Origin of the sequence: Pseudomonas sp. AL10 (genome assembly GCF_029960685.1) — a bacterium.
In the GTDB taxonomy this organism is placed as follows: Bacteria; Pseudomonadota; Gammaproteobacteria; order Pseudomonadales; family Pseudomonadaceae; genus Aquipseudomonas; species Aquipseudomonas lactis.
The window spans coordinates 1-20,546 of sequence record NZ_JASBQZ010000037.1; the positions used below are offsets into that span (position 1 = coordinate 1).

Annotated in this window: 16 protein-coding genes; 6 read left to right on the top strand and 10 right to left on the bottom strand. The window is 61.5% G+C overall.

The genetic code is table 11. The features are described from left to right. Positions 1-210: 210 nt before the first annotated feature. Positions 211-993: a transporter substrate-binding domain-containing protein gene (locus tag QK296_RS23755; protein ID WP_003188697.1), complete on the bottom strand. Its 783-nt coding sequence runs from the start codon at positions 991-993 to the stop codon at positions 211-213. A gap of 162 nt (positions 994-1,155) precedes the next feature. Further along, complete coding sequence (locus tag QK296_RS23760; protein ID WP_003188695.1) at positions 1,156-1,389, bottom strand: hypothetical protein; 234 nt, start codon at positions 1,387-1,389, stop codon at positions 1,156-1,158. Positions 1,390-1,582: 193 nt separating this feature from the next. On the opposite strand from QK296_RS23760, the gene QK296_RS23765 reads away from it, so the two are divergent. From QK296_RS23765 to QK296_RS23790, 6 genes are all read left to right on the top strand, one after another. Continuing rightward, complete coding sequence (locus QK296_RS23765) at positions 1,583-2,749, top strand: efflux RND transporter periplasmic adaptor subunit (protein ID WP_034134897.1); 1,167 nt, start codon at positions 1,583-1,585, stop codon at positions 2,747-2,749. Then, a complete protein-coding gene (locus QK296_RS23770) occupies positions 2,746-5,841 on the top strand; it encodes a multidrug efflux RND transporter permease subunit (RefSeq protein ID WP_282391412.1) in 3,096 nt (1,031 codons plus the stop codon). The genes QK296_RS23765 and QK296_RS23770 overlap by 4 nt, the downstream gene beginning before the upstream one ends. A 7-nt stretch (positions 5,842-5,848) precedes the next feature. Then, positions 5,849-6,541 (top strand): heavy metal response regulator transcription factor, encoded by a 693-nt coding sequence (locus QK296_RS23775; RefSeq protein ID WP_003188690.1) that lies wholly within the window; start codon positions 5,849-5,851, stop codon positions 6,539-6,541. Next, a complete protein-coding gene (locus QK296_RS23780; RefSeq protein WP_003188688.1) occupies positions 6,531-7,895 on the top strand; it encodes a heavy metal sensor histidine kinase in 1,365 nt (454 codons plus the stop codon). Before QK296_RS23775 ends, QK296_RS23780 begins: the two co-directional genes overlap by 11 nt. A 386-nt stretch (positions 7,896-8,281) precedes the next feature. Then, complete coding sequence (locus QK296_RS23785; protein WP_192002458.1) at positions 8,282-9,604, top strand: OprD family porin; 1,323 nt, start codon at positions 8,282-8,284, stop codon at positions 9,602-9,604. Positions 9,605-9,766: 162 nt separating this feature from the next. Further along, the gene (locus QK296_RS23790; protein ID WP_057710943.1) at positions 9,767-11,251 is read left to right on the top strand and encodes a sensor domain-containing diguanylate cyclase; all 1,485 of its coding nucleotides are present in this window, start codon (positions 9,767-9,769) and stop codon (positions 11,249-11,251) included. Between the two features lie 173 nt (positions 11,252-11,424). Here the strand turns inward: QK296_RS23790 and lpxC are convergent, their stop codons facing one another. The 8 genes from lpxC to ftsW form a co-directional block, all read right to left on the bottom strand. Next, positions 11,425-12,336, bottom strand: a complete 912-nt coding sequence (gene lpxC / locus QK296_RS23795) for a UDP-3-O-acyl-N-acetylglucosamine deacetylase (protein ID WP_003171886.1) — start codon at positions 12,334-12,336, stop codon at positions 11,425-11,427. Between the two features lie 112 nt (positions 12,337-12,448). Then, entirely contained in the window at positions 12,449-13,645 is a 1,197-nt protein-coding gene (ftsZ, locus tag QK296_RS23800; RefSeq protein ID WP_003188685.1) for a cell division protein FtsZ, read from the bottom strand. Positions 13,646-13,720: 75 nt separating this feature from the next. Beyond that, entirely contained in the window at positions 13,721-14,983 is a 1,263-nt protein-coding gene (gene ftsA / locus QK296_RS23805) for a cell division protein FtsA (protein ID WP_003188682.1), read from the bottom strand. A gap of 15 nt (positions 14,984-14,998) precedes the next feature. Continuing rightward, complete coding sequence (locus QK296_RS23810; protein ID WP_032893516.1) at positions 14,999-15,868, bottom strand: cell division protein FtsQ/DivIB; 870 nt, start codon at positions 15,866-15,868, stop codon at positions 14,999-15,001. Positions 15,869-15,872: 4 nt separating this feature from the next. Next, the gene (locus tag QK296_RS23815; protein WP_003188679.1) at positions 15,873-16,829 is read right to left on the bottom strand and encodes a D-alanine--D-alanine ligase; all 957 of its coding nucleotides are present in this window, start codon (positions 16,827-16,829) and stop codon (positions 15,873-15,875) included. Then, positions 16,826-18,274, bottom strand: a complete 1,449-nt coding sequence (murC, locus tag QK296_RS23820; protein WP_003188677.1) for a UDP-N-acetylmuramate--L-alanine ligase — start codon at positions 18,272-18,274, stop codon at positions 16,826-16,828. The genes QK296_RS23815 and murC overlap by 4 nt, the downstream gene beginning before the upstream one ends. Further along, on the bottom strand, positions 18,267-19,337 hold the full coding sequence (gene murG / locus QK296_RS23825) for an undecaprenyldiphospho-muramoylpentapeptide beta-N-acetylglucosaminyltransferase (protein ID WP_003188675.1): 1,071 nt from the start codon (positions 19,335-19,337) through the stop codon (positions 18,267-18,269). The genes murC and murG overlap by 8 nt, the downstream gene beginning before the upstream one ends. Continuing rightward, positions 19,327-20,538, bottom strand: coding sequence for a putative lipid II flippase FtsW (gene ftsW / locus QK296_RS23830; RefSeq protein ID WP_161793210.1), 1,212 nt, complete (start codon positions 20,536-20,538; stop codon positions 19,327-19,329). The genes murG and ftsW overlap by 11 nt, the downstream gene beginning before the upstream one ends. Positions 20,539-20,546 lie beyond the last annotated feature (8 nt).

Sequence of the window (20,546 nt, forward strand, 5' to 3'; positions counted from 1 at the left end):
GCTGGGCCGGCATTCCGGCTCTTTTCAAAAGTGAGCCGCTGTCAGAGCGGAACCCCAAGTGGCCGTTACCGCAGGAATGGATATGTACACAATCCAACTGTGTCGACTGGGAGGCCGTCATCGCAGGCAAGCCAGCTCCCACATTTGGACTGCGGGGTGTCAGGTAGATAGGCGCCTCACGGGTGCAGAGCGGCACTCACACATTCGCGATCATGAATGGGGCGGCAATACATCGAGCCGATACGGCTGAAGAATGCGCTGGTACTCGCCATTCTGCATCAATTGCTCAAGCGCATGATTAAGCTCATTACGCAACGCCGTATCGGTTTTTCGCACCGCAATCGCCACGCTATTACCCAGCAGGCCCGACGACACAGGCGGCCCCATGTAATCGAAGTCCAGCCCCTGGGGCGTGTCGAGCAGGGCTTCACGGATCTCCACCGCGCCTTGCAGGGTCGCGTCGATATCGCCCGAAACCAGGCCCTGCACCAGTTGGTCGTTGAGCCAGAAACTCCTGATGATCACTCCCGCCGGCGCCCACTTCGACAGGGCAAAGGCTTCGCGATTACTGCGCACCAGCACCCCGACACGCTTGCCCCTGAGCGAGCGCCGATCAGGGCGCAGGCCCGAGGTTTTACGCGCCACCAGCCGAGTGGTGATCGGGTAGAGGTCATCGGTAAAACTCACCCGTCGCCGCCGACTGCAGGTGGGCGCCATGCCCATGATCGCGTCGAACTGCCTGGCTTCAAGGGCCGGGAAGTTTTCCATCACGACCTGGTCAACCCAGGTACAGCGCACGTTGAGCTGCTCGCACAGGGCATTGCCCAGTTCGATATTCAGCCCCACCAATTGCCCTTGGGCGTTGCGGCTTTGAAAGGGCGGAAAATGCGCGGCAACGGCGAAACGGATTTCACGCCGAGGTTGAACGTCGGCGGCGACGGCACTCGTCGAGAGCAAGAGAGCAAGCACTGCACAGAGGTGTATCAGGGCCACGGGAATGTCCTTTTCCGGAAAGCTGACTCACCACGTCCCGATGGGCGTCATCGGGACGAAGCAAACGCTGTGCAAGCTTTCAAGAATCGGTCGCGGACCTACAAGCAGAAATGTCCACGGGCGATGTAGGCAACTGCCTATAACGCACGCAACGCTTTAATCTCAGCGTTTACCCATCGAGCGGCGAGTGCCCGGAGGCGCCATGCCTGGCGTCTTGGTATGCCCGTTCTTGGCGCCGCCTTTGTACCAGGGCTGGCTGGCATTCTTGGCACCGGCCAGCTCACCCGGCTTGAAGGGGAACTTGAACGCCGGGATCTCGGCTTTTTCAACGCCGTCGGCGGTAGCCGGATCGACGAGGTCGGCCGCGTCGACAGCGGGTTGGGTTGGGGAAGTCATAAGGGCTCCGGCACAGCTAATAGGTGTAAAAGCGCGAGTATACGGGGCCTGAGCTGCCAGCAGTAACTTCAAGCGACAAGCTCACATGGCCTAGCTGTCACGGCTGTCAGTTTGCCGTCACCGTGCTGACGGCGGAACAGCGCTATAAAGGACGTTCCGAACTCCAACTTGTAGTTTCCGCCGGCGTCCTCCTATGCAGATCAAACGAAACGTGGCCCTGATGCTGGGTGCTCTCCTGATACTGGCCGTTGCAGCCTGGGCGTTAACCCGGCCGGCCAAGACCCGCCTGGCAGCGCCTACCGCCATTCCTGTGCGGGTGGTGAGCGTGACGCAACAGGATGTGCCTCGGTTTGTCAGCGGCATCGGCTCGGTGTTGTCATTGCACAGCGTGGTGATTCGTCCGCAAATCGACGGCATCCTCACCCAACTGTTGGTCAAGGAAGGCCAATCGGTGAAGGCCGGCGACCTGCTGGCTACCATCGATGACCGCTCAATCCGCGCCAGCCTCGACCAGGCCAGGGCGCAACTCGGTGAAAGCCAGGCGCAGTTGCAAGTAGCATTGGTCAACCTCAAGCGCTACAAAGCGCTGAGCATCGACGACGGTGTGTCGAAGCAGACCTACGACCAGCAACAGGCGCTGGTCAACCAGCTCAAGGCCACGGCGCAAGGTAATCAAGCGGCCATCGATGCGGCTCAGGTACAACTTTCCTATACCCAGATTCGCTCCCCGGTCAGCGGCCGAGTGGGCATCCGCAATGTGGACGAAGGTAATTTCCTGCGCATGAGCGATACCCTGGGGCTGTTTACCGTCACCCAGCTCGACCCGATTGCCGTTGAGTTTTCCTTGCCACAGCAGATGCTGCCAACCTTGCAGGGCCTGATCGCCGCCCCCACCCGGGCCACCGTCGACGCCTACCTGGGCGCCGACACCGATGGCCAGACCGGCGACCTGCTCGGCGAAGGCCACCTGAGCCTGATCGACAACCAGATCAGCTCCACCACCGGCACCCTGCGGGCCAAGGCCGAGTTCAGCAACCCGGCGCATAAGCTATGGCCGGGGCAATTGGTGACCATCAAGATCCAGACGGCCCTCGACAAGAACGCCCTGGTGGTACCGCCGACCGTGGTGCAGCGCGGCCTGGACTCACATTTCGTGTACCGCGTAAGCGCTGACAAAGCCGAGGTGGTGCCGGTGCAGGTCGCCTACCAGAACAGCGACATCAATATCATCAAAGGCGTGCAGGCCGGCGATGTGCTGGTCAGCGATGGGCAGTCGCGGCTCAAGGCCGGCGCCCAGGTGACGGTGCTCAAGGAGCCGCCGCAAGTGATCCACACCGCCAACGCCCAGGTGCAACCATGAGCGCCAGCCGGTCGCCCTCGGCCTGGTGCGTTGATCACCCGGTCGCCACCTTGCTGCTGACTTTCGCCCTGGTGCTGCTGGGGATCATTGCCTTCCCGAACCTGGCCGTCGCGCCACTGCCGGAAGCGGAATTCCCGACGATTCAGGTCACCGCGCAACTGCCCGGCGCCAGCCCGGACACCATGGCCTCATCGGTGGCCACGCCTCTTGAGGTGCAATTCAGTGCCATCCCTGGCATGACCCAGATGACCTCCAGCAGCGCCTTGGGCTCCAGCCTCTTGACCCTGCAGTTCACCCTGGAAAAAAGCATCGATACCGCCGCCCAGGAAGTGCAGGCCGCGATCAACACCGCGTCCGGCAAGCTGCCCAGCGACATGCCGAGCTTGCCTACCTGGAGGAAGGTCAACCCGGCGGACAGCCCGGTGCTGATCCTCAGCGTCAGTTCCAGCAGCATGCCCAGCACCGAGCTGAGCGACTACGTGGAAACCCTGCTGGCGCGCCAGATCAGCCAGATCGACGGCGTCGGCCAGATCAACATCACCGGCCAGCAACGCCCGGCGATCCGCGTGCAAGCGGCCCCTGACAAGCTCGCGGCCATCGGCCTGACCCTCGCCGACATACGCCTGGCCATCCAGCAGTCGAGCCTCAACCTGGCCAAGGGCGCGATCTATGGCGAGAACAGCGTGTCCACCCTGTCGACCAACGACCAGCTGTTTCACCCGGAGGAATACGGCCAACTGATCGTTTCCTACAAGGACGGTGCGCCGGTTCAACTGCGCGATATCGCCAAGGTTATCAACGGCTCGGAAAACGCCTACGTACAAGCCTGGTCCGGCGATACGCCTGGGGTGAACCTGGTGATTTCGCGCCAGCCCGGCGCCAACATCGTCGACACCGTCGACCGCATTCAAGCCGAGCTGCCGCGCCTGCAAGGCATGTTGCCGGCCTCGGTGCAGGTCAGCGTGTTGACCGATCGCACCAAGACCATCCGGGCCTCACTGCATGAAGTGGAGATGACCCTGCTGATCGCCGTCCTGCTGGTGGTGGCGGTGATGGCGTTGTTCCTGCGCCAACTGTCGGCGACGCTGATTGTGTCTGCGGTGCTGGGTGTCTCGCTGGTGGCCAGTTTTGCCCTTATGTACGTGATGGGGTTCAGCCTGAACAACCTGACCCTGGTCGCTATCGTGATCGCCGTGGGCTTCGTGGTGGACGATGCGATTGTGGTGGTGGAGAACATCCATCGGCACCTGGAGGCCGGCCTGGGCAAGCGCGAAGCGGCGATCAAGGGCTCCGGCGAAATTGGCTTTACCGTGGTGTCCATCAGCTTCTCGCTGGTAGCAGCGTTTATTCCGCTGTTGTTCATGGGCGGTGTGGTCGGGCGGTTGTTCAAGGAATTTGCGCTGACGGCCACCGCGACCATTCTGATTTCGGTCGTGGTTTCGCTGACATTGGCACCGACGCTGGCCGCCTTGTTCATGCGCGCCCCTTCCCACCCTGCCCATGCCAAGCCCACCTTCAGCGAACGCCTGCTGGCCGGCTATGCGCGCAACCTGCGCCGTGCCCTTGCGCACCAACGCAGCATGGTCGCGATCTTCGTGGTAACCCTGGCCCTGGCGGTGGTCGGCTATGTGTTTATCCCCAAGGGTTTCTTCCCGGTGCAAGACACCGGTTTCGTGCTCGGCACCAGCGAAGCGGCGGCCGACGTGTCGTACAAGGACATGGTCGCCAAGCACAAGGCCCTGGCCGAGATCGTCAAGGCCGACCCGGCGGTGCAGGCGTTTTCCCATTCGGTCGGCGTCACCGGCAGCAACCAGACCATCGCCAACGGCCGCTTCTGGATCGCCTTGAAAGACCGCAGCGAACGCAATGTGTCCGCCAGCCAGTTCATCGACCGCATCCGCCCGCAACTGGCGAAGGTGCCGGGCATCGTGCTGTACCTGCGCGCCGGCCAGGACATCAACCTGAGCTCCGGCCCCAGCCGCGCCCAGTACCAATATGTGCTCAAGAGCAACGACGGCCCGACGCTGAACACCTGGACCCAACGCCTCACCGAAAAACTGCGCGCCAACCCGGCGTTTCGCGACCTGTCCAACGACCTGCAACTGGGCGGCAGCATCACCCACATCAGCATCGACCGCCAGGCCGCTGCGCGCTTCGGCCTGACCGCCACCGATGTCGACCAGGCGCTGTACGACGCCTTCGGCCAGCGCCAGATCAACGAGTTCCAGACCGAGATCAACCAGTACCAAGTGATACTCGAACTGGACAGCCAACAGCGCGGCAAGGCCGAAAGCCTCAACTATTTTTACCTGCGCTCGCCATTGACCAACGAGATGGTGCCGTTGTCGGCCTTGGCCAAAGTCGACCCGCCCACAGTCGGGCCTTTGTCCATCAGCCATGACGGCATGTTCCCCGCCGCCAACCTGTCGTTCAACCTGGCGCCTGGCGTGGCCCTGGGCGATGCGGTGATCATGCTCGACCAGGCCAAGAACGAAATCGGCATGCCGAGCACAATCATCGGCAACTTCCAGGGTGCGGCCCAGGCGTTCCAGAGCTCGCTGGCCAGCCAACCCTGGCTGATCCTCGCGGCGCTGGTAGCGGTCTACATTATTCTGGGTGTGCTGTATGAGAGTTTTGTGCACCCGCTGACGATCATTTCCACCCTGCCTTCGGCGGGCCTCGGTGCGCTGATCATGCTGTGGCTGCTGGGCCAGGACTTTTCGATCATGGCCTTGATCGGCCTGGTGCTGCTGATCGGCATCGTGAAGAAAAACGGTATCTTGATGATCGACTTCGCCTTGGAGGCGCAGCGGGTACGCGGGCTGCCGCCCGAAGATGCGATTTATGAAGCCTGCGTGACACGGTTCCGGCCGATCATCATGACCACCCTTGCCGCGTTGCTCGGCGCAGTGCCGTTGATGCTCGGCGCTGGCCCGGGGGCGGAGTTGCGCCAGCCGCTAGGCATCGCGGTGGTCGGTGGCTTGCTGGTGAGCCAGGCGCTGACGCTGTTCACCACGCCGGTCATATACTTGTACCTTGAGCGTTTTTTCCACAGGCCCAAACCAGCGCTGGCGCTGGCGACCACACACTGAGGCGGTCATGCGCGTCCTGATTATTGAAGATGAAGAAAAAACCGCGGACTACCTGCACCGCGGCCTGACCGAGCAAGGCTACACCGTTGATGTAGCCCGCGAAGGCATCGAAGGCCTGCACCTGGCGCTGGAGAACGATTACGCGGTGATCGTGCTCGACGTGATGCTGCCCGGCCTGGATGGCTTCGGTGTATTGCGCGCCCTACGCGCCCGCAAGCAGACGCCGGTGATCATGCTCACCGCCCGCGAGCGCGTGGAAGACCGCATCCGCGGCCTGCGCGAAGGCGCCGACGATTATCTGGGCAAGCCGTTTTCGTTCCTGGAACTGGTGGCCCGCCTGCAAGCCCTGACCCGTCGCAGCGGCGGCCATGAACCGGTGCAGGTCACCGTCGCTGACCTGTGGATCGACCTGATCAGCCGCAAGGCCAGCCGCAACGGCCTGCGCCTGGACCTGACCGCCAAGGAGTTCTCGCTGCTCAGCGTATTGGCGCGGCGCCAGGGCGAGATCCTGTCCAAAACCGCGATTGCCGAGATGGTCTGGGACATCAATTTCGACAGCGACGCCAACGTGGTCGAAGTGGCGATCAAGCGCCTGCGCGCCAAGCTCGATGGGCCGTTCGAACACAAGCTGCTGCACACCATTCGTGGCATGGGTTATGTGCTGGAGAACCGCATGCAGGAAAACCACAGTGGTCGCTAATTCCATCGCCCTGCGCCTGAGCGGCATGTTCACCCTGGTGGCGCTGCTGATCTTCCTGTTGATCGGCGGCGCGCTGTACCAGCAGGTGGACCGTGGCCTCGGGCTGTTGCCAGGTGCCGAGCTGGATGCGCGCTACAGCGTGCTGGAATCGTCGATCAATCGCTTCGGCACGCCAGAGCATTGGGCCAAGATCAGGTCCAAGCTCAAGCTGTTGGGGGAAGAAGACAAGCGCATCCGTTTCTGGGTGGTCAGCAGTGACCCGAGCTACGAATACGGTGAACCAGATGCGCAGATTCGCGCCTTTGCCGAAGGCCCCACGGGCAAACGCGACCTGCGCTTGCCCGGTCACGATTATCCGTTCAAGGTGCTGGTCAGCCAGTTTGCCGCCAAGGACCAGCGCCCGGCGCTGCGCTTCATGATTGCCATCGACACGGAGAACTTCCGCGCCACCCAGCATCACTTGCTGGTGGCGTTGATCAGCCTGGCATTGGTGGGCGTCATACTGGCGGCACTGTTGGGGTTCTGGGTCGCGCGTATCGGCCTCAAGCCCCTGGGCAAACTCTCGGATGAGGCGCAAAAACTTGCGCCGCCGAAACTCTCCGGGCGCCTGCAATTGTCGCCCTTGCCGCCGGAACTGAGCCAATTCGTCAATTCGTTCAACGCCACCCTCGACCGGGTCGAACAGGCGTATTCGCGCCTGGAATCGTTCAACGCCGACGTCGCCCATGAACTGCGTTCGCCGCTCACCAATCTGATCGGCCAGACCCAGGTGGCTCTTACTCGCGGCCGTTCGGCAGAGCACTATTTCGAGGTGCTGCAATCGAACCTGGAAGAGCTGGAACGGCTGCGCTCGATCATCAATGACATGCTGTTCCTCGCCAGCGCCGACCAAGGCAGCAAGGCCACCAAGCTGATCGAAAGCGCCCTGGCCGATGAAGTGGCCACCACCCTCGACTACCTGGACTTCATCCTCGAAGACGCCCAGGTCGAAGTGCACGTGCACGGCGATGCCGTGGTGCAGATCGAAAAAGCCCACCTGCGGCGCGCACTGATCAACCTGCTGAGCAATGCCGTACAACATACCGCGCCGGGGCAAGTCATCGACGTGCACATTCAAGTGCAGGCACACCAAGTGACGATTGGCGTGACCAACCCCGGCGAGGCCATTGCCAGCGAACACTTGCCACGCCTGTTCGAACGCTTCTATCGGGTGGATGCCTCGCGCAGCAACAGCGGGGCCAATCACGGGCTGGGGCTGGCGATCGTCAAGGCGATTGCGTTGATGCATGGGGGGGATGTGTTTGTGCGCAGTGAAGGCGGTGGCAATACCTTTGGTATTACCCTTCCGGTCTAAACAACTCGGCCAAAAAAATGTGGGAGCTGGCTTGCCTGCGATAGCATCACCTCGGTGCGCCTGGCATACCGAGGTGTCTGCATCGCAGGCAAGCCAGCTCCCACAGGAGATCCCATCGCTCGCACTGTTGCGGTTTGGGCAATAGTTATTATCTTGTTACACTCTGTATCGCAGCGCTCGCCTGCGTTACTTTGACGCACCGATGAGCGCGGTGGCAAAGACAGCTGACCCGCTTACCCGAATTTCCCTCGACTTTTTTCCAGGGCTCTACACTGGGAATCTGTCTTAAAGCCGCTGATTTTCAGCGGCTTTTTTTTGCCGTAAAAAAAGGCCGGGCACACCCTCACGACACTGGCCATTATGGATTGACCAAAGGAGCTTTACCGGTGAAGAACTCGCTGACGTTCACCCCGTTATTCCTCGCGATTGCAGCAACGATCGCCCCACTGGCCCACGCGGCAGACACTACCCCCAACGACGGTTTCGTCGAAGGCTCCCACCTCACCATCAACACCCGCAACTACTACATGAACCGCGACCGGCGCGATATTCATACCGATGACAGCAAGGAATGGGGCCAGGGCTTTATCGGCACTTTCGAATCCGGCTACACCCAGGGCACCGTCGGCTTCGGCCTGGACGTCAATGCCATGCTCGGCCTCAAGCTCGACGGCGGTGGCGGTACGGATGGCTCCAGCATCCTTCCGTATGGCAGCGGCAACGGCAAGGCGCCGGGTTCGTTTTCGACGGCCGGCGGCACCTTGAAGCTGCGCGCCTTCGACACCGAACTGAAAGCCGGCGACCTGCTCCTCAACAACCCGGTGATCGCCGGCGGCATGACGCGCATGTTGCCGCAGACCTTCCGTGGCGTGAGCCTGACCAACCACAGCTTCGACGGCTGGATGTTCGAAGGCGGCCAGGCCAGTTTCACCAAGCTCTACAACCAGAGCGGCCATCGGCGCATCGGCACCAGCTACGGCACGCTGCCCGCCAACACCGACAGCCAGCACCTGGACTGGGCTGGTGTGTCGTTCAGCGCGATTGAGGGGCTGACCAGCAACCTGTACGCCTCCGAACTGAAGGACGTCTGGCACCAGTATTACTACGACCTGGAATACACCTACGCCCTGAACGACCTGGTCAGCCTGACCCCCGGCCTGCACTACTACCACACTCAGGACACCGGCCAATCACTGCTGGGCGATATCGACAACAACACCTACAGCCTGCATTTCACCGTGGGGGTGGGCAACCACAGCGTCACGGCGACTTATCAGCGCGTCAATGGCAACACGCCGTTCGACTACATCACCCAGGGCGACAGCGTGTACCTGGACAACTCCCAGCAGTACTCGGACTTCAACGGCCCCAACGAGCGCTCCTGGAAGCTCAAGTACGCGTACGATTTTGCCGGCCTCGGCGTGCCCGGCCTGACGTCCGCCGTGTCGTACATCAGCGGCAAGACCGACCTGACCAAGGTCGACCCCAACAGTCGTGGCTACAGCAACTGGTACAGCGCCGATGGAAAGGACGCCAAGCACTGGGAGCGCGATATCGACCTGAAATATGTGGTGCAGGGCGGCAAGGCCAAGGACTTGGCCGTGCGCCTGCAATGGGCGACCAATCGCGGCAGCAATGGCTACTCGGCGGTGGACCGCGATGTGGATGAGTACCGCGTGATCGTGGATTACCCGATCAACGTGTTCTGAATACAGGTAGGAGCGAGCTTGCTCGCGAAAAACGTTAACGATAACGCGTGCTTCCTGAATAAACGCGGCGTCTGTGAGTTTTTCGCGAGCAAGCTCGCTCCTACAGCCATATTCAAGAGTTGCTACTACGCTAAGGGCATTCTCAACGCAAAAGTGTGCTCGATGAATTCAAGCCTTACGCGCCCGGAGCGCCTGCTGATCCTGGGCAGCACGCTCACGGTGTTGCTGATCGTGGGGGTCGTGACTGCGCTGCTGATTCGTGAACATGCCAACACCCTGCAGACGGCCAAGCGCACCGCCAATACCATCACGCAATTGATCGACGCTGACGTGCTGCGCAATGTCGAACTTTACGACATGGCCCTCAAAGGCTTGATCAGCGCCACCGAGCGCACCGACCTGCAAGATGTTTCAGAGAGCATCCGTCATTTGGTGCTGTTCGATCGTTCCGCTGCGGCGCCCTACAAGGGCGATATCCTGCTGTTGGACCCGGCCGGCGAGGTGATTGCCGATTCGTCCCTGCTTACGCCCAAGCTGGGTAACTTTGCCGACCGTGACTATTTTCAGGCCCACCGCAACAACCCCGACCTGGGCTTGTATATCAGCCGCCCGTTCATGGCCCGCTGTCAGTGTGACGACCCCTGGCGCATCGCGTTCAGCCGTCGCGTTTCGTCAGCGGACGGGCGTTTTCTGGGGGTGGCGGTCGCCTCCATGCGCCTGTCGTACTTTCATCAGTTGTTCAGCAGCTTGAACATCGGCAACAACAGCACCATCAACCTGCTCAACCACCAAGGCATCCTGCTCGCGCAAGAGCCTTTGCTGGAAGTGGACATCATCGATAAGGACCTGAGCCAGCGCCCGAATGTGGCGCGCATGCTGCGCGAACGGGACGGCAGCTTCCAAAGCATCTCCAGCGTCGATCGCCAGGCACGGCTCTACAGCTTTTCCAATGTGGGCGACTTGCCGCTGATCGTGGCAGTGGCCTTGTCCAGCGATGAAATGTTCGCACCCTGGCGACGTGCGGCGTGGCTGGTCAGCATCGCGACCGGAGTGTTGTGCGTGGGCTTGTTATGGCTGACCTGGGCACTGTGCATGGAGCTGCGCCGCCGCCATCGCGCCGAGCAGGTGCTGTCAGAACTGGCAGCCACCGACGCCCTTACCGGCCTGGCCAACCGCCGCACCCTGGACGAACGCTTGCGGCTGGAATGGGACCGGGCACAACGCTCGACCGAGTCGTTGAGCGTGTTGATGATCGATGTGGACCACTTCAAGGCCTTCAACGACCGTCATGGTCACCAGGGCGGCGATGAGGCGTTGCGTACAGTCGCACAGGTGATCGCCAGCCATATCCGCCGCCCTGCCGACCTGGCGGCGCGTTACGGCGGTGAAGAATTCGCGGTGGTGCTGCCCAATACCGACGCCAAGGGGGCGTGGGTGATCGCCGAGCATATCCGCGAGGGGGTCCAGCACTTGCCGAGAGTGGTCGGGGACGAGCAACCGATCACCTTAAGCATCGGCCTGAGTACCTGGCAGAAGCACAGCCGTATTTCCCTTGAAGACCTGCTGCTCAAGGCTGACCAAGCGTTGTATCAGGCCAAGCACAGCGGCCGTAACCGGACAATGGATGTTTCAAAGACCTCAAACTGATGAGGTCAATTGTGAGAGCTGGCTTGCCTGCGATCGCGGTGGGTCAGCTACCTATAAGCTAACTGGCAGGCCGCTATCGCAGGCAAGCCAGCTCCCACATTTGGATATTCGTCAGGCATAAAAAAAGGCCACCCGAAGGCAGCCTTTCAAAACTAAAGAAAGAGAGTTGTTACTTACACCGCCGCAACGGGACGCATGTAAGAGATCGGTGCGGTGCTGGCATCTTCGAAGGTCACGACTTCCCAAGCGTCTGTCTGCTCAATCAACTTGCGCAGCAGCTGGTTGTTAAGGGCGTGGCCCGACTTGAAGCCTTTGAACTCGCCTATCAGGCTATTGCCCAGCAGGTAGAGGTCACCGATTGCATCGAGGATCTTGTGCTTCACGAATTCGTCTTCATAGCGAAGGCCGTCTTCGTTCAGTACACCATCCGCGTCGACCACGATGGCGTTTTCCACGCTGCCGCCGAGTGCGAGGTTGTGCTTGCGCAGGTACTCGATGTCACTCATGAAACCAAAGGTACGGGCGCGGCTGACTTCTTTTACGAACGAAGTGCTGGAAAAATCCACGCTTGCACTTTGGGTGCGGTCACGGAATACCGGGTGATCGAAATCGATCTCAAAGCTCACTTTAAAGCCTTCGAACGGGACGAAGGTGGCGCGCTTGTCGCCGTCTTCTACTGTCACTTCCCGCAGAATGCGAATGAACTTCTTGGCTGCGTCCTGTTCTTCCAGGCCGGCAGATTGAATCAAGAATACGAAGGGGCCAGCGCTGCCATCCATGATCGGGACTTCGGACGCGGAGAGCTCGACGTAGGCGTTATCGATGCCCAGGCCAGCCATGGCCGAGAGCAAGTGCTCCACCGTGTCCACTTTGACGTCACCGTTGACCAATGTGGTCGACATAGTGGTTTCGCCAACGTTTTCCGCGCGAGCAGGAATCTGCACCACAGGGTCCAGGTCGGCACGCACAAACACGATGCCGGTGTCGACAGGTGCAGGCTTGAGGGTCAGGTATACCTTCTCCCCGGAGTGCAGACCTACACCTGTGGCACGAATAATATTCTTCAGGGTGCGTTGTTTAATCATGGCTTGGACCGCTTCAGCGCAAATTGCGAACTGGTATCAACAAAGGCTGGCGATAATAGCAGACCAGACCTTTGCTGAACACCAATCACCTTCATAGCCCTGATACATTCCATTAATCGGCCTGACGACGCAGGAATGCCGGGATGTCCAGGTAGTCCAGGTCATCTTGCGGATTCGGGCTACGGGACGCCGCAGCACCGGCCTGAGCCTGGTTGCGCATCACGGTCGGACGGTCCAGGTCACGGTAGTTCACCGACGGCAGTTCCTGGCGAGCAGGGGCTGGAGCGGCGGCTGCCTGGCTGGCCTGGCTGGTGTGCAGGGTGTTGTCGATGACCTTCACTGGCTTCTCGATTTTTGCACCCAGGCCGGTGGCAACCACGGTTACATGCAGCTCATCGCGCATGTCCGGATCGATAACGGTACCGACTTTGACCATGGCGTGCTCGGAAGCGAAGGCTTCGATGATGCTACCCACGTCGGAGTACTCACCCAGGGACAGGTCGGGACCGGCGGTGATGTTCACCAGGATGCCGCGTGCACCTTGCAGGTTAACGTCTTCGAGCAACGGGTTGCGGATGGCCGCTTCGGTGGCTTCGCGTGCACGGTTCGGACCGCTGGCGCAGCCAGTGCCCATCATCGCCATGCCCATTTCGCTCATGACCGTACGTACGTCGGCAAAGTCGACGTTGATCATGCCTGGGCGCTTGATGATGTCGGAGATACCGCGAACGGCACCGGCCAGTACATCGTCAGCCTTGGCGAAGGCAGACAGCAGGCTGGCATCCTTGCCCAGGATGGTCAGCAGTTTCTCGTTGGGGATGGTGATCAACGAGTCGACGCTTTCAGACAGCAGACGGATACCTTCGTCGGCGATCTGCATGCGCTTGCGGCCTTCGAACGGGAACGGACGCGTCACGACAGCAACGGTCAGAATCCCCATTTCCTTGGCCACTTCGGCAATGATCGGTGCAGCACCGGTACCGGTACCGCCGCCCATGCCGGTGGTGATGAACACCATGTTGGTGCCTTGCAGCACTTCGGCAATACGCTCGCGGTCTTCCAGGGCGGCTTGACGGCCGACTTCCGGATTGGCGCCAGCGCCGAGGCCCTTGGTCACCGCGGTGCCCAATTGCAGGATGGTCCGCGCGCCGATGCTTTTGAGCGCCTGGGCATCAGTGTTGGCGCAGATGAACTCAACGCCTTCAATGTTGCTCTTGACCATGTGGTTGACAGCGTTGCCGCCGCCACCGCCGACACCGATTACTTTGATAACCGGGCTAGCGGGGATATTGTCTACGAGTTCGAACATGTTCCCTCTCCTTTCATTTTCTCTAGTTTTTTCGCCTACTGCTTGTTGCGGGTGTTGCGGTGTCGCGGTAAATCTTTAGAAATTGCCTTTTACCCAAGCCTGCAGCCGCTCGAACAACGGCGCTTTCGCCTCGTCGTCGCTGCGGTAGCTGTCACGGATGCTCGGGCCCGACAGGGAAATGCCGTCGGTCTGCTTTTGCAGCCCGTACAACAGCAAGCCCACACCGGTGGAATAAATCGGGTTGCGCACTACGTCGCCCAGGCCTTTCACGCCATGGGGCACGCCCAGGCGCACCGGCATGTGGAAGATCTCTTCGGCCAACTCGACCGCGCCTTCCATCTTCGAGGTACCACCGGTCAGCACGATGCCGGCCGGGATCAAATCTTCGTAGCCGCTGCGGCGCAGTTCAGCCTGGATCAGGGTGAACAGCTCGTCGTAACGTGGCTCGACCACTTCGGCCAGGGCCTGGCGCGACAGCTCGCGCGGTGGACGGTCACCCACGCTTGGCACCTTGATGGTCTCGCCGGCACCGGCCAGCTTGGCCAGGGCGCAGGCGTAGCGGATCTTGATTTCTTCGGCGTACTGGGTCGGTGTGCGCAACGCCATGGCGATGTCGTTGGTGACCTGGTCGCCGGCAATCGGGATCACCGCGGTGTGACGGATCGCACCCTCGGTGAAGATCGCGATGTCGGTGGTGCCGCCGCCGATGTCCACCAGGCACACGCCCAGCTCTTTTTCGTCGTCGGTCAGTACCGAGTAGGCCGAGGCCAACTGCTCGAGAATGATGTCGTCGATTTCCAGGCCGCAGCGGCGCACGCATTTTTCAATGTTCTGTGCGGCGTTGACGGCGCAGGTCACCACGTGAACCTTGGCTTCCAGACGCACGCCCGACATGCCCAGGGGCTCGCGCACACCTTCCTGGTTGTCGATCACGTAGTCCTGCGGCAGGGTGTGCAGCACGCGCTGGTCTGCCGGGATCGCCACGGCCTGGGCAGCGTCGAGCACGCGCTCAAGGTCGGCCGAGCTGACTTCACGGTCGCGGATCGCCACGATGCCGTGGGAGTTCAGGCTGCGGATGTGGTTGCCGGCCACGCCGACGAACGCCGAGTGAATCCGGCAACCGGCCATCAACTGCGCTTCTTCGATGGCGCGCTGGATCGATTGCACGGTGGACTCGATGTTCACCACCACGCCCTTCTTCAGGCCCCGGGACGGATGCGTGCCAATACCGACGATTTCGATCGCGCCGTCTTCCCCGACCTCGCCCACCAGCGCCACCACCTTGGAGGTGCCGATATCGAGACCGACGATCATTTTGCCGCTTTGCACGTTTGCCATGGGTCCTGCCTCTTCTTAATTCTTCGCGACAGCGGGTTGTGCTGCCGTGGGCGCAGCCGGTGTACGCCATCCGACGGCCAGGCCGTTGGCGTAACGCAGGTCGACGCTCGCAATGTTCGTAATCTGTTCTTTCAAGGTTTTTTCATAGATGGCAATAAAGCGGCGCATCTTTTCCACCAAGCGGTCGCGTCCCAGCAACAACTCGATGCCCGGGCCGGAACTGCCTGCCCCGGTCGTCAAAAACCAGCTGCCCCGCTCACGCAATTCCAGGCGTGCAATGGAGAAGCCCAGTGGCCGCAGCATCTGGCTCAAGGCCTGGTACTGCTGCATCACTTGCTGCTGCGCCCGCTGCGGCCCGAACAGCTGCGGCAGGTGTTCGTAGTTGGCCAGCTCACGCGGGGTGAACGCCTGGCCCTGGTTGTTCAACAGCGCTTCATCGCCCCAACGGGCCACGGGCAGTTGTTCTTCCAGGCGGATCGTCACCTGGTCCGGCCATACACGGCGAACTTCGGCGTGGGCGATCCACGGCATCTGTTCCAACTCCGAGCGCATGCCCGCCAGGTCGATGGTAAAGAAGCTCGCCGCCAGGTATGGGCCGATGCGCTGCTGTACCGCTTGCTGGCTGATGTAGCTCAGGTCGCCCTGCACGCTGATCTTGGTGATCGGCCGGTCGGCATACGGCAACAGGCGCTGTGCGCCTTCGTACGTACCAAAGCCCAACACCACCAGCAGCACCGGCCAGAACAACGCCTTGATAAAACCAAAGTTGGCTTTTGGCAGGCGCGAAGACATCGGCTCTTTAGCCACCATTCGGCTTGCACCCCGTGGCACCGGCTTGCGGCTCGGTGCTTGTGGGGGCTGATGACGAAGCGATGCGCCGTTCATGTGTTTAGCCTCTTGGCTCAATGCTGTCGGCCAGGATCGCCAGCACTAACTGCTGGAAATCCAGACCGGCGGCACGGGCTGCCATGGGAACCAGGCTGTGGTCGGTCATGCCCGGTGCGGTGTTGACTTCAAGGAACCAGAAATTCCCTTGGTCATCCTGCATCACGTCTGCCCGCGCCCAACCGGCGATACCCAGCGCCTCACAGGCTTTCGCCGTGAGGTCCATCAATTCTTGTTCCTTGGTTGCTTCGAGGCCGCAGGGGATCCGGTACTGAGTATCGGAAGCCAGGTACTTGGCGTCGTAGTCATAAAAGGTGTGGGGCGTGCCCAAAGCGATGGGCGGCAATACCTGGCCACGCAGGGTGGCGATGGTGTACTCGGGACCGGAAATCCACTGTTCCACCAACACTTGCGAATCGTAGGTACTTGCCGCTTTCCATGCGTCGATCAATTCGGCGGCCGAGTTCACTTTGGCCATGCCGATACTGGAGCCTTCATGGGCAGGTTTGACGATCAAAGGCAGGCCCAGTTCCTTGGCCGCAGAAATACAATCGTCTTCGCTGCACAATACGGCGTGACGCGGGGTCGGAATGCCCAGGCTGTGCCACACCTGCTTGGTGCGCAACTTGTCCATCGCCAAGGCCGAGGCGAGGATGCCGCTGCCGGTGTAAGGGATGCCGGCGCACTCGAGCAGGCCCTGCATGCTGCCGTCTTCACCGCCACGGCCGTGAAGAATGAGAAAGGCACGGTCGATCTTCTCGGCCTGCAGGCGGGCGAGAAAATCATCGCCCACATCGATACCGAACGCGTTCACGCCAGCACTTTGCAGCGCCTCAAGCACCGCATTGCCGGACTTGAGCGACACTTCGCGCTCGGCGCTCTTGCCGCCGAACAGCACGGCGACGCGACCGAAGTCGGCAGGCGCAAGGGTGGAAAACAGGGAGCCGTAGTCAGTGATCATTTCGACTTCCCCTTGGCCGCGGCTGCAAACAGCGGGCTCGCCAGCAACTTGGGCGCAAGGCCACCGATATCACCGGCGCCCTGGCACAGCAGGATGTCGCCGGCACGCAGCAGCGGCTTGACGATAGGCGCCAGGTCCACGCCACGCTCGATGTAGATCGGGTCCAGCTGGCCGCGCTGGCGGATGCTGTTGCACAGCTTGCGGCTGTCAGCGCCCGGGATCGGTTCTTCACCGGCCGGGTAGACTTCCATCAGCAACAGGACGTTGGCATCGGCCAGTACATTGACGAAATCGTCGTACAGGTCGCGAGTGCGGCTGTAGCGGTGCGGCTGGTACACCATCACCAGGCGGCGCTCCGGCCAGCCACCGCGCACGGCCTTGATCACGGCCGCCACTTCGGTCGGGTGGTGACCGTAGTCGTCCACCAGCATCACGTCACCGCCTTCAACCGGCAGTTGGCCGTAGACCTGGAAACGACGGCCCACACCGGCAAAGCGCGACAGGCCCTCGACGATGGCTTCATCGCTGACGCCTTCATCGGTAGCAATGCAGATGGTCGCCAAAGAGTTCAGCACGTTGTGGTTGCCCGGCATGTTCACCGACACGTCCAGCGGCTCGCGATCAGGACGCAGCACGGTGAAGAAGGTTTGCATGCCTTCCTGGCGCACATTGATTGCGCGCACGTCGGCGTCTTCGCTGAAGCCGTAGGTCACGGTCGGGCGTTTGACCTGAGGCAGGATTTCACGCACTACCGGGTCGTCCAGGCACACCACGGCCAAACCGTAGAACGGCAGGTTGTGCAGGAAGTCGACGAAGGTTTTCTTCAATTTGTTGAAGTCACCGTCGTAGGTCGCCATGTGGTCTTCGTCGATGTTGGTGACGACGGCGACCAGCGGTTGCAGGTGCAGGAAGCTCGCGTCACTTTCATCGGCTTCGGCGATCAGGTAGCGGCTGGTGCCGAGCTGGGCATTGGTGCCAGCTGCATTCAGGCGGCCACCGATGACGAAGGTCGGGTCCAGGCCACCGGCGGCGAACACCGAGGCGATCAGGCTGGTGGTGGTGGTCTTGCCATGGGTACCGGCGACGGCGATGCCGTGGCGATAGCGCATCAGCTCGGCGAGCATCTCGGCACGCGGCACCACTGGAATACGGCGTTCAAGGGCAGTGGCCACTTCCGGGTTGGAGGTGTTCACGGCACTGGACACCACCAGCACGTCAGCCTCGGCAGCGTTCTCGGCACGGTGGCCGATAAAGATCTGCGCGCCGAAGGACTTCAGGCGCTCGGTGACCGGCGACTCTTTCAAGTCCGAGCCGGAGACCTGATAGCCCAGGTTCAGCAACACTTCGGCGATGCCGCACATGCCCACGCCACCGATACCGACGAAGTGAATACGACGGATGCGGCGCATCTCGGGTTGCGGCATGGCTTTCTGATTCTCAACCATGGGCCACCTCCAGGCAGATATCGACCACGGTACGGGTTGCGTCAGGTTTGGCCAGGCGGCTTGCGGTGCTCGCCATGCTGTTGAGTCGTTCCGGTTGCATCAAAACCTCGGTCAGGCGAGCGGCCAAATCGGCGGCGCCAGTCGTTCTTTGCGGCAGCAGGAAGGCAGCGCCCTCCCCGGCCAAATATTCGGCGTTGCGGGTCTGGTGATCGTCGATGGCGTGGGGCAAAGGCACCAGCAAGGACGGCAGACCGGCGGCCGCCAGTTCACTGACGGTCAGCGCACCAGCGCGGCAGACCACCAGGTCGGCCCAGCCATAGGCTTGGGCCATGTCTTTGATGAAGGGCTGTACATTGGCCTCTACACCGGCCTCGCGATAACGCGCGGCGGTGACTTCATCGTGGTTCTTGCCGGCCTGGTGGAAGATCTCCGGGCGCACATCCTCAGGAAGTTGCGCAACGGCTTCAGGCAGCAATTTGTTCAGAGGCTCGGCGCCCAGGCTTCCGCCCAGGATCAGCAGGTGTGCCTTGCGCCCCGCCAGCGCGTCACGCGCAATGGCCATGAACAGTTCGGTACGCACCGGGTTGCCGGTGGTGCGAAGCTTGTCGGAGGCGGCGAAGGTTTTCGGAAAGGCTTCACACACCCGCGCAGCCAACGGCACCAGCAGGCGGTTGGCGGTACCGGCGACGGCGTTCTGTTCGTGGACGATCACCGGCACGCCCGCGAGTTTCGCCGCGACGCCACCGGGGCCGGTCACATAACCGCCAAAGCCGAGCACACACACTGGCTTGAGCTCGCGAATGATCTTGCGCGCCTGCATGACCGCCTTGAGCAGCACGAACGGCGCCTTGAGCAGCGACAACTTGCTCTTGCCACGCAAACCGGTGACGTTGATCAAATGCAGCGGCAAGCCGGCATTAGGCACCAATTCGTTTTCGATGCCACGGGGTGTACCCAGCCAGTGCACGGTGTAGCCACGGTTCTGGAATTCACGGGCGCAAGCCAGGGCCGGGAACACATGCCCCCCGGTGCCGCCTGCCATGATCAGCACATTAGCGCCCATGGGTCGGCTCCTCGGCGAAGTCGCTCTCGCTGAACTCCATCTCTTCGCTGCCCAGGTGGGTACGACTCTCCCACTCGATACGTAGCAGCAAGCCGAGACAGGCGCAGCAAATCACCAACGAACTGCCGCCGTAACTGAGGAACGGCAAGGTCAGGCCCTTGGTCGGCAGCAGGCCGACGTTCACGCCGATGTTGATCAGGAACTGGCCGATCCACAGGAAGGCCAACCCATAAGCCACGTAGGCAGCGAAGAACTGCTTGGCCTTCTCGGCCCACAAGCCGATGTACATGGCGCGCACGCAAACGAACACAAACAGCGCAACGGTGCACAGCGATCCCACCACACCCAACTCCTCGGCCAATACCGAGAACACGAAGTCGGTGTGGGCTTCCGGCAGGTAGAACTGCTTCTGCACACTGTTGCCCAGGCCCACGCCCAGCCACTCGCCGCGACCGAAGGCAATCAGCGCCTGGGTCAACTGGTAGCCGGAGCCGAACTGGTCGGACCAGGGGTCGGTGAAGGTGATCAAACGCGCCATCCGGTAGGGCTGCGCCTGCACCAGGATGGTCACCGCCGCGACCGCCAGCACCACCATCAAGGTGAAGCGGAACAGCCCGACGCCACCCAGGAACAGCATCGCGGCGGCGGCGCCCATCATCACCACCGTGGCCCCGAAGTCGGGCTCCATCAGCAACAGGCCAGCCATGGGCAGCAGCACGATGAACGGCTTGAAGAAGCCCATCCAGCTTTCGCGTACTTCTTTCTGGCGGCGCACCAGGTAACCGGCGAGGTAGATCACCACGAACACCTTGGCGATTTCCGAAGGCTGCACGTTGAACGCGCCGAAGCCGATCCAGCGCATTGAACCGTTCACCTCGCGGCCAATGCCCGGCACGATCACCATGACCAGCAAGCCGAACGCACCGATCAGCATCAGCCAACCCAGACGCTGCCAGGTGGCAATCGGGATCATCATGGTGACGATGCAGGCGCCCAGGCCGATCACCAGGTACACCAGGTGACGGATCATCATGTACAGCGTGTTGCCCGACTGCACGGCAGCCACTTCGGAGGACGCCGAGGTGATCATCACTAGGCCCAGGCCGAGCAGCGCCAGGCAACCGGCGAGCATAGGGAAATCAAGGTCAATGCCGCGCCCGGTAATGATCGGCGACGGGTAGGGCTTGATGATGTTTCTCAGGTTGAGGC

Excerpts from the sequence above, each read along its gene's own strand:
- QK296_RS23760 (WP_003188695.1), bottom strand. The coding sequence starts at position 1,389 with ATGACTTCCCCAACCCAACCCGCTGTCGACGCGGCCGACCTCGTCGAT.
- QK296_RS23765 (WP_034134897.1), top strand. The coding sequence starts at position 1,583 with ATGCAGATCAAACGAAACGTGGCCCTGATGCTGGGTGCTCTCCTGATA.
- QK296_RS23770 (WP_282391412.1), top strand. The coding sequence starts at position 2,746 with ATGAGCGCCAGCCGGTCGCCCTCGGCCTGGTGCGTTGATCACCCGGTC.
- QK296_RS23775 (WP_003188690.1), top strand. The coding sequence starts at position 5,849 with ATGCGCGTCCTGATTATTGAAGATGAAGAAAAAACCGCGGACTACCTG.
- QK296_RS23790 (WP_057710943.1), top strand. The coding sequence starts at position 9,767 with ATGAATTCAAGCCTTACGCGCCCGGAGCGCCTGCTGATCCTGGGCAGC.
- lpxC (WP_003171886.1), bottom strand. The coding sequence starts at position 12,336 with ATGATTAAACAACGCACCCTGAAGAATATTATTCGTGCCACAGGTGTA.
- ftsZ (WP_003188685.1), bottom strand. The coding sequence starts at position 13,645 with ATGTTCGAACTCGTAGACAATATCCCCGCTAGCCCGGTTATCAAAGTA.
- ftsA (WP_003188682.1), bottom strand. The coding sequence starts at position 14,983 with ATGGCAAACGTGCAAAGCGGCAAAATGATCGTCGGTCTCGATATCGGC.
- QK296_RS23810 (WP_032893516.1), bottom strand. The coding sequence starts at position 15,868 with ATGAACGGCGCATCGCTTCGTCATCAGCCCCCACAAGCACCGAGCCGC.
- QK296_RS23815 (WP_003188679.1), bottom strand. The coding sequence starts at position 16,829 with ATGATCACTGACTACGGCTCCCTGTTTTCCACCCTTGCGCCTGCCGAC.
- murC (WP_003188677.1), bottom strand. The coding sequence starts at position 18,274 with ATGGTTGAGAATCAGAAAGCCATGCCGCAACCCGAGATGCGCCGCATC.
- murG (WP_003188675.1), bottom strand. The coding sequence starts at position 19,337 with ATGGGCGCTAATGTGCTGATCATGGCAGGCGGCACCGGGGGGCATGTG.